The organism is Rhodohalobacter sp. (assembly GCF_041686455.1).
Taxonomy (GTDB): domain Bacteria; phylum Bacteroidota; class Rhodothermia; order Balneolales; family Balneolaceae; genus Rhodohalobacter.
Window position 1 is genome coordinate 1,764 of record NZ_JAWLDW010000065.1, and the last position, 12,915, is coordinate 14,678.

A 12,915-nucleotide genomic window follows, 5' to 3' on the forward strand; every position below is an offset into this window, starting at 1 on the left:
GAATCCGGAAATTGAAAAAGTTGCTTTCGCATTTCAGGAAGATCACCGTTTGCTTCATCATATCGGTTGCCGGCCTAAGAATATTTTCGACCTTCGAATTGCCTCACAGCTGCTTAATTATCCACCTGCATCACTCACCAACATAGTCATGGATACTCTTGATGTGGATATGGGAAAATCGTCTCAAAACAGTAACTGGTTCAAAAGGCCTTTAAAAGAACATCAGATAAAATATGCGGCAAAAGATGTTCTATATCTGTTTGATCTGAAAGAGAAATTTAAATCCGAAGCCAAAAAGAAGGAGATTCTTCAATGGATTGATGAAGAGAACCGAAGCTGGGATCAGGCTCAGTACGATGACTCTGACATTAATAACTTCATTAAAGAAAAAGATAAGCGGGATTTGAATGAGGTTGAATGGAATATTTTTTTACGGCTGATGGAGTTCCGGGAAAAAATCGCAAGTCAATCGGATCGGCCGTCTTACCAAATTTTTAGCAAGGATCTCATTTACCAAATTGTCGAAAACCCTGAAAGATTGAAAACCTGGACCTCAGAGAGAGGTGTTTTTAACAGGCTGAAGAACAGAGGCATTCAAAAAAAATTAGAGAAACTCGTTCAGAAGTCAATTCAGGAAGCCGAAACAATGGGGCTTTCACGTTCCAAATCTGCTAAAAAATCTCCAACAGCTGAAGAGATGAAAGAGATTAATCAGAAAAAACAGCTTATTCAGCAAGCTAAATCAGAATTCTTTTCGCCTATTAAAGATAAAATAACCGAAGATTACGGTGACGAAGTGAGTACTTTTTTATTCAGTAACCGGATCATTGCAGGTTTGGTAACCGGTTCTAATGGCTCTTTGGAAATTTATAAGCGAAATTTATTGATAAATTATGCCGAGAAGCTAAATCTGGATGTGAATCTGTATTTAGACTGATCTATCGACGGCACATTACTTTAGCGTAAGTTGATTTCCCCTTTCAAATCACATGAACTGTGTATATATAATAACTGCAAGTCCTATAAGTAGTGACGCCCAAATAATAATTGCATAGCGACTGAGCTCCTCCCCTTCACGTCTCTCTCTGAAACTTTTAGGCTGAATGCCTTGCAGTAAAAAGGTTACCACTCCGGCTAAGTTCACACATATTATGTACGTGATTGTTAATATGCCTGCCCCAAATGCAAGGTCAAACATTCCGCTTCCAATCAGAAGACCGGTTGCAACCATTGGGGGGAGAAGTGCAACGGCCACCATCACACCAATTACAGCTGCTGATATTCCCCGGGTAAATGAGAGGCATCCTGCAACGCCAGCAGCCAGTCCCAAAGCGATATCAGCAAAACTCACGATCGTTCGGGATGAAATTTCATACACCTCAGGATCTACTTGAATCATGAAACCCATCATAATGGACAATATCATTCCAAGTGAGAATCCATAAATTATAGACTTTAATGACTGAACCATCAGCACTTTATCGCCCAAAGTTGTGGCTAACGACAATCCCACGTTTGGACCTAAAATCGGAGCAATAACCATTGCCCCGATCACCATCGCGCCGCTATCACGAATCAGGCCATTCGCAGCTACCACGCATGAAAGTGCAATCAAAACTAAATAAACCCATGAACTGTCCACAACGGCTTTAATCTCCTCGTAAAGCTCATCTCTGGAAATTCGTTTGACTCGTTTATCCTCTGTTTCCTGCTTGCTGTTAGGTTTTTCGTCCTCATCCTCATCCTCTTCTTCTTTTGGCTCCTGGCGCGGGATAGTTGCCGACACAGGTAAGAGAATCACCCGATAATCATCTCTGTGACCTAGCTTATCATCAATGTCTTCCAGGATTTTTTCTGTAAGTTCAACATCGGCCAGAATATGTATGGTGGTTCGGCCGGACAAAGAATCGTCAATCCACTGCTCAATCACATCATCTTCATCGATAATATCTTCGTCGAGTTCACAATCTTCCGGGGTAATAATTTGTATGAGTCGAAGTGCCATATAGAAATATGAATTTAAAAACGTATTTAATCAACAAAAAAAGAAGAGCCGGCTTTTTATCAAAAAGCCGGCTCCTAACCTATCTCGACAGATATGATAGCAGACGCGATACGCCTGCATCACTGTGTAAGCATTTGTCAATCAAACAAAACTCAATTTGCTCTCTCAATGTTTGGCTTGGTAGTTTCCATCTTCAAAAACCGATAGATCGGGCAAAATGATACCGCACCCGAGAAAACAAGGATAAATCCCAAAAACCCCCAAAAATTTCCAAAATAGAGTCCAAGCACTACAATCAGGGCACCTACTAAAACTCGAATAGTCGAGTCGGTATTGCCTACATTTTTCTTTAAAATCATCATGTCAACCTCTCAAATTTAATTATTAACAGATTGACGAAATTTCAAATCTTTCGATTTTTGGCTTCATCATCTTCATTTCTTCTTGTCACTGCATATATGATAAGAATCCTTCTGTTGACTTTACTTCATGCCGAACCTGATCGCTATATGATACCTGCCATTAGCGACATATCGGGGAAATCCCTACACCCAATTGATTGTTACATTAACCCAACAAGATGTACCGGTATGCTATTAGCTTTTTACTATATTTAATATAAAATATTAAATGAATTAGTCCTGTGTTATGGATTTTAAACCACCTTTTCAATCGATTACCTGGAATGATGATCGAGTAACCATCATCGATCAAACTTATTTACCTGAGCGGGAAGTTTTCATCGATCTCAATTCAGCCGGACAGGTTTGGGATGCCATCAAAAAAATGAAAGTACGCGGTGCGCCGGCAATCGGAATAACGGGCGCTTATGGTCTCTACCTCGGCGTAAAAGGTTTGAAGGAGACTACCTTCGATTCTTTTTATAGCGAAGCCGATCGGATAGCTGAATACCTGAATTCGGCACGGCCAACAGCGGTAAATTTGTCGTGGGCTCTAAAACGACTGATGGCTACCATTTATGCTGCAAAAGAGAAACCGATTGATGAGATTAAAGAGATCATTTTAGAAACTGCAATCACTATTCACAATGAGGACCGAAGACTTTGCAGATCGATTGGAGAGAACGGCCTGGATCTGATTCCCGATGATGCAAAGATATTAACCCACTGTAATACCGGCGGTTTGGCAACGGGTGAGTTTGGAACCGCCTTTTCAGTGATTTTACACGCTCATCACGCCGAAAAACTAAATCAGGTTTGGGTTGATGAGACCCGGCCTCTGCTTCAGGGCTCTCGTTTAACCGCGTGGGAGCTCCAAAAAGCAGAGATTCCATTTAAATTGAATGTTGATTCGGCAGCGGCTTTTCTAATGCAGCAGGGAAAAGTAGACCTGGTAATTCTGGGAGCCGATCGAATCACAAAAAACGGAGATACAGCCAATAAAATCGGAACCTACTCACTGGCTGTTCTGGCCGATGCCCACAATATTCCATTCTATGTAGCGGCTCCCTACTCTACCATCGACATGGATTTAGAAACAGGCAGCGAAATTGAAATCGAACAGCGGGACGCTGATGAGGTGACTGGTTTTGGAAATAAACAGACAGCACCTGATAAAGTAGATGTTTACAATCCGGCATTTGATGTGACTCCAAATCATCTGATCACTGCCATCATCACAGAAAAAGGTGTGATCAAACCGAACTATAAAACCAACTTTGAAAAACTGTTTGGTTAACCCGGAATTACTAATATGAGTAGCTGACAACTTTTTTGAAACCAGAGGCATCCGACTCAACTGCATATACCTTCCCATTGGATGCCTGTTGAAAAAGACTGGATCGTGACCAGTTAAAAGTCTTCTGAAGCGCCTCCTGTTCATTTGCCGGATCAATAATCCACCATTCAAATATAGATTCATTCTCCGGAATCAGTGCTACCCAAAGTTTACCCTGGTCGTCTGCAAACATTGAATAGATAGCCGGCCACTCTTGAGGATAGTCTGCACTTTCGCGGGTTAACTGAAGCTGGCGATTATGGCTGTAACGCTCACGAACCATTTTATCAGCATCAAGTGGAACTCTCTTGTAAGGGAATGTGAAAACTCTCTGAATTGAACCTGTGGAATCGCGCTCCTCTATCTTAAATTCTTCGGTCCATGCTGTATAAAAAACACCGTTCTTCAACTTTGTTCTAAGTGATCTCTCCGGATAAGGTAGCTGAAACGCAGATGGGCGACCGGCATGATCACCAATCAAAAAATTATCAGTCTGCAACTCAAAGAGTTCACCTTTTAGGACAATTCCCTCACTGTTTCCCAAACGGTAGATTTGAAGCCTGTCAGTATTTAGCGCGGGGTTTCTGCTATCCTGCAATTCAATGAGATAATCTCCACTGCTCCAACGCCAAACAGGCACCGGATTAAACTCAACGTTTTCGCCACCTATCCGAGCAGTCATTCTTTCATACTCTATAACATCAACCAGTCGATTTTCCGAAATATCAAATTGATTAACTCGATTTAGCGTTGCATCAAATACATACAGGGTGTCACCGCTGATTTGAATATCCCGGATACTCTCAAATTCTCCTGGCTCATCTCCAAAAGCTCCAATTGTATCTTGTAGAACTCCATTGGATGAGAACTGATAAACAGTTCTGGTTCGATGTCTCTCAGCAGCCAGATAAAGGTTTCCATGCCGGTCAACATCAATAGAAGGGATTGCCTCAATAAATAAGCTATCGTGAAATTCAGCAGCAGGTGCAATACTGACCACTTCTCTGTTTTTACTTCCAGAATCAGACCTCTCTAAGGAGATAATCGGAATATCTGATTTGTACTCATTTTCGAATGTGCACCCCGAATAAATAAATGCTGCTGCGATAATTATACTGATCCATACAGATTTCATTTTTTCCAAATCAGAATTGTGGAGTGCACCGTTCGTAATCGTTAATCCTCTAAAAAGCCGTGCTCCTTCATCCACTCGTCATTATAGATTTTAGATGTATATCGCGTACCGCTGTCTGGCAGAATCACCACCATCAAATCATTTTCTCCCAGGTTATTTTTCCGGGCATACTGCAATGCCCCATAAACAGCTGCACCGCATGAACCTCCAATAAACAAACCCTCCTCTTTAGCAAGTCGCCGGGTCATTTGAAAAGCATCTTTATCACCCACTTGTACTACGGCATCCAGAAGGTCTATATTCACATTTTTGGGAATGATGTCCTCTCCAATACCTTCCGTCAGATATGGTTTAACTTCATTCTTGTCGAACTCGCCGGTTTCAAAGTATTTTTTGTACACCGATCCTACACTGTCCACTCCAACAACTTTTACATCGGAATTCTGCTCTTTCAGGTATTTCGAAGCTCCGGTTACCGTTCCTCCGGTTCCCATACCCGCTACATAGTGCGTCACTTTTCCTTCTGTCTGTTCCCAGACTTCCGGCCCGGTTGTTTCATAATGAGCCTGAGTATTACTCAAGTTGTCATACTGATTCGGGTAGTACGAATTGGGAATCTCTTCGCTAAATCGCTTCGCCACGGAGTAGTAACTTCTCGGATCATCCGGTTCAACATTGGTCGGGCACACTTCAACCCTCGCACCCAATGCCCGAAGCAAGTCAACTTTTTCCTGACTCTGCTTGTCTGTAGTTGTAAAAATGCACTTATAGCCACGAACAGCTGCAACCAGAGCCAAACCCATTCCAGTATTTCCGGACGTACCTTCAATGATGGTTCCTCCCGGTTTGATCAATCCCTGCTCTTCGGCATCATTAATCATTTTAAGGGCAATACGATCTTTTACACTCTGACCCGGATTGAGATACTCCACTTTAGCAGCAACAGTTAATTTTAACCCATCTGTAACGCTGTTCAATCGAACAAGCGGGGTATTTCCAATAGCATCTATAATTGAATTGTGAATCATTTTTTATAATCTCTTTGAACGGATAAACTTTTGCGCAAAATATAGTAATTTTTGAAGCCGAAATTGTAATCAATCATCTACTTGACCGAAGCCATTAACACTCATGACTCAGCACTTTTTTACCCTGTTTTTACTGCTTCTGATTGGACATCCCTTTTTTTACACATTTAGTGAGAGCAAACTAAATCACTCAGAAAATTATCTCGACCTCGCAGAAACAGATACTGTTCGAGTATTAATTTTAGAAAAGGAAAATCCGAATGTGATCAGAATAAATGCAAAAGATGCTCCACTAATCTTTCAAATGAATGAGCGTGAAATTACGCTCAAACCCGGAGATGGCTTTGCATTTCTGTTTTTCGGTCCTGACAAGGTAAGATTAAAAATGAGAGGTCTTTCAGTAGAATCGGAAAAACTTAGTGTAATAAACGAGGAAGGACTCATTCAGCTTTTCTCTCAAGAAACTTCCAACCGGCACTACCGGGGAAATTTAGAAGTAGAGTTCAGAAATCAAGCGGTTTCAAAGATTATAAATGCTGTCAGTCTGGAAGACTATGTTACATCTGTGATTGGCAGTGAAATGAACTTCAGAGAGATGGATGCGCTTAAGAGTCAGGCCGTCGTGTCTCGAACCTACACGCTTTGGAGTATTCACAAAAGTGCTTGGCCCGGTTTTCATCTGAAAGATCACGAACAGAACCAGGTTTACAAAGGTGAATTGATCAGCCGCCCCGATTACGCTGAAGCGGCTAAAGCTACGGCAGGCGAAATACTGACATGGAGCAACAAATTGATTCTGACCACCTACTCCAGCACATGCGGAGGCACTACTGGAAACAATACTGAAATTTGGGATGGATCAAATTTACCTTATTTAAACCCGGTTGATGACAGGCAGATGTGCCGAATCTCACCACATTATGAGTGGGAAACTGTGTTTTCGAAGAAAGATATTTTTGATTTTATCAAAACCCGTTACGCATTCACACCGGTAGATTTTGAGATTCAAATACATCCATCAGGCCGCGTTAGCACCATCTCTTTTTACGACAGATTCAACAAAGAACTTATATTCGGTGGAAATGAGTTTAGGCTCATCATAAACCGGAACTTTGAAGAAATGACTTTAAAAAGTACCCTCTTCAGTATGAATAAAACCGGCAACGATATTCACTTTTCGGGCAAAGGCCTGGGTCACGGCGTTGGAATGTGCCAATGGGGAGCCAAAGGATTTGCAAATGCAGGGTGGAACTACTCAGATATTTTATCATTTTACTTTAGTGGTACAAAAATTGTAGATTTGAACAACATTGAAGAACAAAAAATAGCCCTCTCTAATTAAACTCTATGTTTCTCGAACAAGACAAACCAAAAGACTACGACTGCGGATATAACCTGGATCTGATGATTGCAGCAATTCCCAGAATAGATGATCATCAAGAGCGAATTCGTTATGCAAAACGCGTAGTAGGTCTGATTAAACAGAGCCATCCAAACTGGGTCGAAAAAAACGGCCAAAGCCGGCTGGCATGGGATTACTACTTTGAACTTGCTGACTACAATCCCAAAGACTACGGGATCCAAAATCCGTTTGAAAGCGGACAGACAGATGACGCTGAGTAATTAACAAGGTGCTTTGGTTCAACTGGATAGAATTAATTGAATTGAAGCCTTCTTTTTAGTCAAATTATTGATTTTACAAGTTCTGTAACTGCACTGTCTTTCAATAGGATACCTGAAATATTCTGTTTTGGAATGATAAACTTTCAATTTATATTGAAAGTATTGAAAGTTAGGAGTATCGAATTTATATGAATCTACCATATTCAGACTACATAACGCCCACAGAATTTATAGAAGCACTTGACTCTCCGTCATTTACAGGTTTTTTAAAAGAAGTAGAAAAGTCCGATAAGCCTGTACTTTCTGTTACATTGCCTATTGCAGCCATTGACCCTCTCGCTGCCCTGGAAATCAATAATGAGTATGAGCAGCAATTTTACTGGGATCACCCGGAAAATGATATTTCTATTTCTGCAGCCGGATCTATTCGGGAACTCAAATCAACGGGAAGGGATCGATTTTCCGATATATCATCTCAAACCCGATTCATGAAGCAGGAGATTGACGCTTATACTGCGATCAAACACTCCATGGCCGGCCCTCTTTTCTTGGGTGGCTACTCCTTTTCTGACCATAACGTAGGAAACGTATGGAAAAAGTTTGGAGGTGCAAGGTTCGTTTTGCCGGAGTGGATGATTATTCGCAACGGCAAACTGCATCTGCTTACTCTCACAATTGATAAAAATAGTTATACACCCGATGAGATTTATCAGGAAATTATCAGTCGCATCACCGATTTTCTAAATCTTTCCGGAAAGCTTCAGAATCAAAGTATTAAAGAGACTTCCAAAAATTCAATTCTCTGTACGCTGCAGTCACCCGAGGATAAAGGCCGCTGGATTAAAAAGGTGGAAATGGCACGAAAAATGATTGCAAGTCAGAAATTTGAAAAAATTGTACTGGCTCGATCTGTAGAAGTTGAGTCTCGCCACAAGCCGATTTTCACACTGCTTACACATCAGTTGCGTCAGAGGTATCCGGAATGCTTTAATTTCATGATTCAAAAAGATTCCGAGACAGCCTTTATCGGCGCTACACCCGAACGTCTTGCTTCATTTAGAAATCAGATTTTTATGACGGAAGGATTGGCCGGCAGTACGTCGCGTGGACGTAGCGCCATGGAAGATGAAATTCTGGCAAACGATCTTCTGATGAGCAGCAAAGACCGGGAAGAACATCAGTTTGTGGTAAAAGCAATTCAGGAAAATCTGGAGCCTCTCAGCGAAAAAATTGATCATCCAAACAGTCCTCAGATCAAAAAACTTAAAAATGTTCAGCATCTTTTTACCCCAATTTCGGCGTCTATTAAAAAAGGGGTTCAAATTCATGACCTGATTCGTGAACTGCATCCCACTCCGGCAGTTGGCGGATTCCCAAGGGAAGATGCCGTATCTCACATTCACGAAATTGAACAGCTAGACCGAGGCTGGTATGCTGCTCCTATCGGTTGGTTCAATCTAAACGGATGCGGTGAGTTTGCTGTTGCTATACGAAGCGCGTTGCTCCACAAAAACAGAGCTACATTATACGCCGGTTGTGGAATTGTATCTGATTCCGATCCGGAAAAAGAGTGGAAGGAAACTCTGCTGAAATTTAAGCCGATGATGGATTCATTAACCGGAGCACACCACCATTATGAATAGCCATCTCCGGTGGTCATCCGAATTTCTTAATTCTCTCTATCAACAGAAAGTTGAGCATGCCATCATCTCACCCGGTTCCCGGTCTACACCACTCACAACTGCTGCAGCGATACATCCGGGAATTAAAAAACAGATCGTCCTTGATGAGCGATCCGCTGCATTTATAGCGCTGGGGATTGGAAAAGTTACCGGAATTCCCGCAGTTTTGATCTGCACCTCCGGCACAGCTGCGGCCAACTATCTGCCGGCTATCACCGAGGCGAAGGAGTCCGGTGTGCCAATGCTTGTTCTTACAGCCGACCGTCCTCCAAACTTACGAGGCATCGGAAGTTCACAAACCGTAGATCAGATCAAGTTATACGGTGATCAAGCCGTCTTTTTCCACGAAGCCGGAGAACCGTGCTTTGATCGTGCTGATTTGACAAGACTCCGATATGCTGCAAAACAAGCTGTTGAAAGCTCTATTGATCTCGGCGGGGCGGCCCACCTAAACTTTCCTTTTAGAAAGCCGCTTGAGCCAACTTCAGAAGAGATTCAATTTGAGAAAAAACAACTCTCTGAATCTTATTCAAATGAGAAATTTAAATCCGGTAATCAAGTATCTCAACGGACAATACGTTTACATCAAGATATCATAAACTTGATAACTGAGTCTAAGAGACCTCTGATTGTTGCCGGTCCTGCTAATTCAAACCATCGTCTCACAAATCAAATTAAAGACTTTGCTGAACGGTTAAACTCACCGGTTATAGCAGAGCCCGGGAGTGGATTTTCAAATAGTGAATTTCAGATTCATAGATATGAACAGTTTCTGAGATCAGAAGAGAAAAGAGAATCGCTTCAACCCGATTTAACTCTTCGCTTTGGCGATCAACCCTTCACCAAATCGATGCTCGTTGCGCTGGATGAATGGTCAGATATACCTGTTATCCACTTCTCATCCAGAAGTGTTACTCAGGACCATGCTATGAGCGTGACCCACAAAATTGAGTGTCAACCCTCTGATCAATTTGATCTTGACAACATCAAATTTAAAACTAATCCGGACTGGCCTGCACGATGGATGGAAATGGATCAATCTGCCAATGAGCGGCTCAATGAATCTATAGAAAAAACTGAAGCATTAACGGACGGACACGTTTTTCATCATTTATCAAAAAACCTGAAAAACGATTGGAATATAATGCTCTCTAATTCTTTCATACCGCGCGACATGGCTATGTTTGGTGAGTCGAAAACCAATATCTTTGTAAATCGCGGGGCAGCGGGAATTGATGGCATCACCTCAACAGCTATTGGAATTACCAGCTCTACAGACAAGCCCACATGTTGTATCACGGGAGATCTCGCATTTCTGCACGATTCCAATTCACTTCTGAGTCTTAAAAAGATTCAGCATCCGTTCATTATCGCAGTAATCAACAATGGTGGCGGAAATATCTTCAAGATGCTTCCGGTTTCTGAAAATCAGGAGTACTTTCAGGACTATTTTGTAACTCCGCAAAACGTCGATATTCAAAAGCTGGCTGAAGCTCATCGTATTCCATTCGATAGGGTTCGCTCAAAAGATGAAATGAAGTCCATTGAGCCAAACAGTATAAGTGGGTGTCACATTATTGAATATGTAACTGACCCTGACGAAAGTATGAGATTAAGACGCACACTTTGGGAGATGTAAATGAAACTTTATGCTGACGGAGTTGCATATCATTTAACAATCCACCAGTCTGAACCTTCTCTTCCTCACCTGATTCTATTTCATGGCTTTATGGGATCGGAAAAAGTCTTTGATCCCAGGATTAAAGATATAAAGTCATTTTGCAATCCAATCACTATTGATCTTGCAGGTCATGGATCAACTGAAACTCCACCTAACGAAGAGCTATTTCACGCAAATCGACAAGTTGTCCAGCTTAAATCTATTTTGGAACGGCTCTCTTTTGATCAACTTTTTGCATTCGGATACAGCATGGGCGGCAGGCTGCTTTTTCAGCTGATCACTTCGCATCCATATCTTTTTGATGGAGCCATTTTTGAAAGCACGCACTGCGGTTTAAGCACAGAAAAAGAGAGAAAAGAGCGTATTACCGTTGATGAACTCCGTGCAGAATCGATACTGAACAACTTTGATAAGTTTCTCAACGAGTGGGTGAATTTGCCGCTTTTCAAGCATACACCTGATGATGCAAAGAAATTTTATCGAACAATTATGGAAAATCAGAATCCTGAATGTTTGGCTGTATCACTAAGAGGTTTTGGAGCAGGTTCCATGCCGACTGTTTGTGATAAGTTGCAAGATGTGCAGTTCCCTCTCTATCTTATTGCCGGAGAAAATGACACGAAGTACGTTGATCGGATGAGATCGATTTCGAAACAGTGCAATGATTCAACATTTCAGATTGTTGAGAAAGCCGGCCACCGGGTACATACCGATCAGCCTGATATTTGGATTCAAATTTTAAAAACTTTTATTACTGAACACTATGTCTGACTGGAAAACTGTAAAAAATTACGAAGATATCACCTATAGAAAACGAGATGGTGTAGCCCGTATCGCGTTTAATCGTCCTGAAGTGAGAAATGCCTTTCGCCCGAAAACACTGTTTGAATTAGAAGAGGCCCTGATCGATGCCCGGGAAGACACATCAATCGGCGTGATTTTACTCTCCGGTGAGGGCCCGTCACAAAAAGATGGCGGCTGGGCATTTTGCTCCGGCGGTGATCAGAAAGTACGCGGCAAACAGGGGTATGAAGGAGTGGATGGCGTTCAGCGCCTCAATGTACTCGATATCCAGCGGCTCATCCGATTTATGAGCAAGATTGTAATCTGTGTAGTACCCGGGTGGGCAGTAGGCGGCGGACACAGCCTGCACGTGGTTTGTGACCTCACGCTTGCCAGTAAGGAGCACGGTATCTTTAAACAAACAGACGCCGATGTAGCAAGTTTTGACGGCGGGTTCGGTTCAGCACTTCTCGCACGACAAGTGGGGCAAAAGCGGGCTCGCGAAATCTTCTTCTTAGGAAGAGATTATTCGGCACAGGAAGCGTATGAAATGGGAATGGTAAATGAAGTGGTTCCTCATGAGCAGCTGGAGGAGACCGCTTTTGAATGGGCTCAGGAGATTCTTGGAAAAAGTCCAACCGCCATTCGCATGATCAAGTTCGCTTTCAATTTGGTGGATGACGGGATGGTTGGACAACAGGTATTTTCGGGCGAAGCCACTCGTCTGGCATATATGACCGATGAAGCTGAAGAGGGACGAAAAGCATTTTTAGAAAAGAGAAAACCAAACTTCAAGAAGTTCCCATGGTTGAGTTTGTAACTAACTCCTCGACCGTCGAGTGGAACAACGTCCAACCTCTGCCCTGCTGATGAGTACTCGACTGTCGAGTTCGATTGAGAAAATACTTAAATCAATAGCCTTAACAAGCAGATGTCTCGGCTTCGTCCCAAAAGAAGGTCTCAGCTCGACATGACAGCATCCAGTTGTTATAATTGCGGCGGATCCGGCTTACCAGTAAAACAAAATTCATCACACCGCCACACGCCGTGTGGGTAATTTGTAACTGCGTTTTATCGCGGCGAAAAACTAAATCATTTTCAGTTTCGGAACCTCATACGCCGCGCTATATCCCCCCACGCTTACCTGTCTTGTCGAGCGTAGTCGAGACATCCCCCGGTTTGAGGGAATAAAGATTAGCTATGGTACTCGTCGGACGACTGAACATTTGGAGTTCATAGTT

At 42.4% G+C, this 12,915-nt stretch carries 12 protein-coding genes; 8 read left to right on the forward strand and 4 right to left on the reverse strand.

Going from position 1 to position 12,915, the window contains the following annotated elements; translation table 11 throughout:
• The coding region (locus tag ACESM0_RS08690; protein ID WP_372905601.1) for a hypothetical protein at positions 1-937 on the forward strand (937 nt) is incomplete at its 5' end.
• A gap of 48 nt (positions 938-985) precedes the next feature.
• Here the strand turns inward: ACESM0_RS08690 and ACESM0_RS08695 are convergent.
• Both ACESM0_RS08695 and ACESM0_RS08700 read right to left on the reverse strand, forming a co-directional pair.
• Positions 986-2,005, reverse strand: coding sequence for a TIGR00341 family protein (locus ACESM0_RS08695; RefSeq protein ID WP_372905603.1), 1,020 nt, complete (start codon positions 2,003-2,005; stop codon positions 986-988).
• Between the two features lie 152 nt (positions 2,006-2,157).
• Complete coding sequence (locus ACESM0_RS08700; protein WP_372905604.1) at positions 2,158-2,367, reverse strand: DUF2892 domain-containing protein; 210 nt, start codon at positions 2,365-2,367, stop codon at positions 2,158-2,160.
• A gap of 286 nt (positions 2,368-2,653) precedes the next feature.
• On the opposite strand from ACESM0_RS08700, the gene mtnA reads away from it, so the two are divergent.
• Positions 2,654-3,703 carry an S-methyl-5-thioribose-1-phosphate isomerase gene (gene mtnA / locus ACESM0_RS08705; RefSeq protein WP_372905606.1) on the forward strand — a complete coding sequence of 350 codons (1,050 nt, stop codon included), beginning with the start codon at positions 2,654-2,656 and terminating at the stop codon, positions 3,701-3,703.
• Positions 3,704-3,713: 10 nt separating this feature from the next.
• On the opposite strand, the gene ACESM0_RS08710 is transcribed toward mtnA, so the two are convergent.
• Both ACESM0_RS08710 and ACESM0_RS08715 read right to left on the reverse strand, forming a co-directional pair.
• Complete coding sequence (locus ACESM0_RS08710; protein ID WP_372905608.1) at positions 3,714-4,952, reverse strand: 6-bladed beta-propeller; 1,239 nt, start codon at positions 4,950-4,952, stop codon at positions 3,714-3,716.
• Entirely contained in the window at positions 4,919-5,905 is a 987-nt protein-coding gene (locus ACESM0_RS08715) for a PLP-dependent cysteine synthase family protein (protein ID WP_372905609.1), read from the reverse strand. Before ACESM0_RS08715 ends, ACESM0_RS08710 begins: the two co-directional genes overlap by 34 nt.
• 103 nt (positions 5,906-6,008) lie before the next feature.
• On the opposite strand from ACESM0_RS08715, the gene ACESM0_RS08720 reads away from it, so the two are divergent.
• The 6 genes from ACESM0_RS08720 to ACESM0_RS08745 all read left to right on the forward strand — a co-directional run bounded on the left by ACESM0_RS08720 (position 6,009) and on the right by ACESM0_RS08745 (position 12,494).
• Entirely contained in the window at positions 6,009-7,247 is a 1,239-nt protein-coding gene (locus ACESM0_RS08720; RefSeq protein WP_372905611.1) for a SpoIID/LytB domain-containing protein, read from the forward strand.
• A 5-nt stretch (positions 7,248-7,252) separates the two neighbouring features.
• Positions 7,253-7,528 (forward strand): DUF4290 domain-containing protein, encoded by a 276-nt coding sequence (locus ACESM0_RS08725; protein WP_372905613.1) that lies wholly within the window; start codon positions 7,253-7,255, stop codon positions 7,526-7,528.
• A 188-nt stretch (positions 7,529-7,716) separates the two neighbouring features.
• Complete coding sequence (locus ACESM0_RS08730; RefSeq protein WP_372905615.1) at positions 7,717-9,171, forward strand: isochorismate synthase MenF; 1,455 nt, start codon at positions 7,717-7,719, stop codon at positions 9,169-9,171.
• Complete coding sequence (gene menD, locus ACESM0_RS08735) at positions 9,164-10,849, forward strand: 2-succinyl-5-enolpyruvyl-6-hydroxy-3-cyclohexene-1-carboxylic-acid synthase (protein ID WP_372905616.1); 1,686 nt, start codon at positions 9,164-9,166, stop codon at positions 10,847-10,849. Before ACESM0_RS08730 ends, menD begins: the two co-directional genes overlap by 8 nt.
• Positions 10,850-11,662, forward strand: a complete 813-nt coding sequence (locus ACESM0_RS08740) for an alpha/beta fold hydrolase (RefSeq protein ID WP_372905618.1) — start codon at positions 10,850-10,852, stop codon at positions 11,660-11,662.
• Positions 11,655-12,494, forward strand: a complete 840-nt coding sequence (locus ACESM0_RS08745; protein WP_372905620.1) for a 1,4-dihydroxy-2-naphthoyl-CoA synthase — start codon at positions 11,655-11,657, stop codon at positions 12,492-12,494. The genes ACESM0_RS08740 and ACESM0_RS08745 overlap by 8 nt, the downstream gene beginning before the upstream one ends.
• Positions 12,495-12,915: the final 421 nt, after the last annotated feature.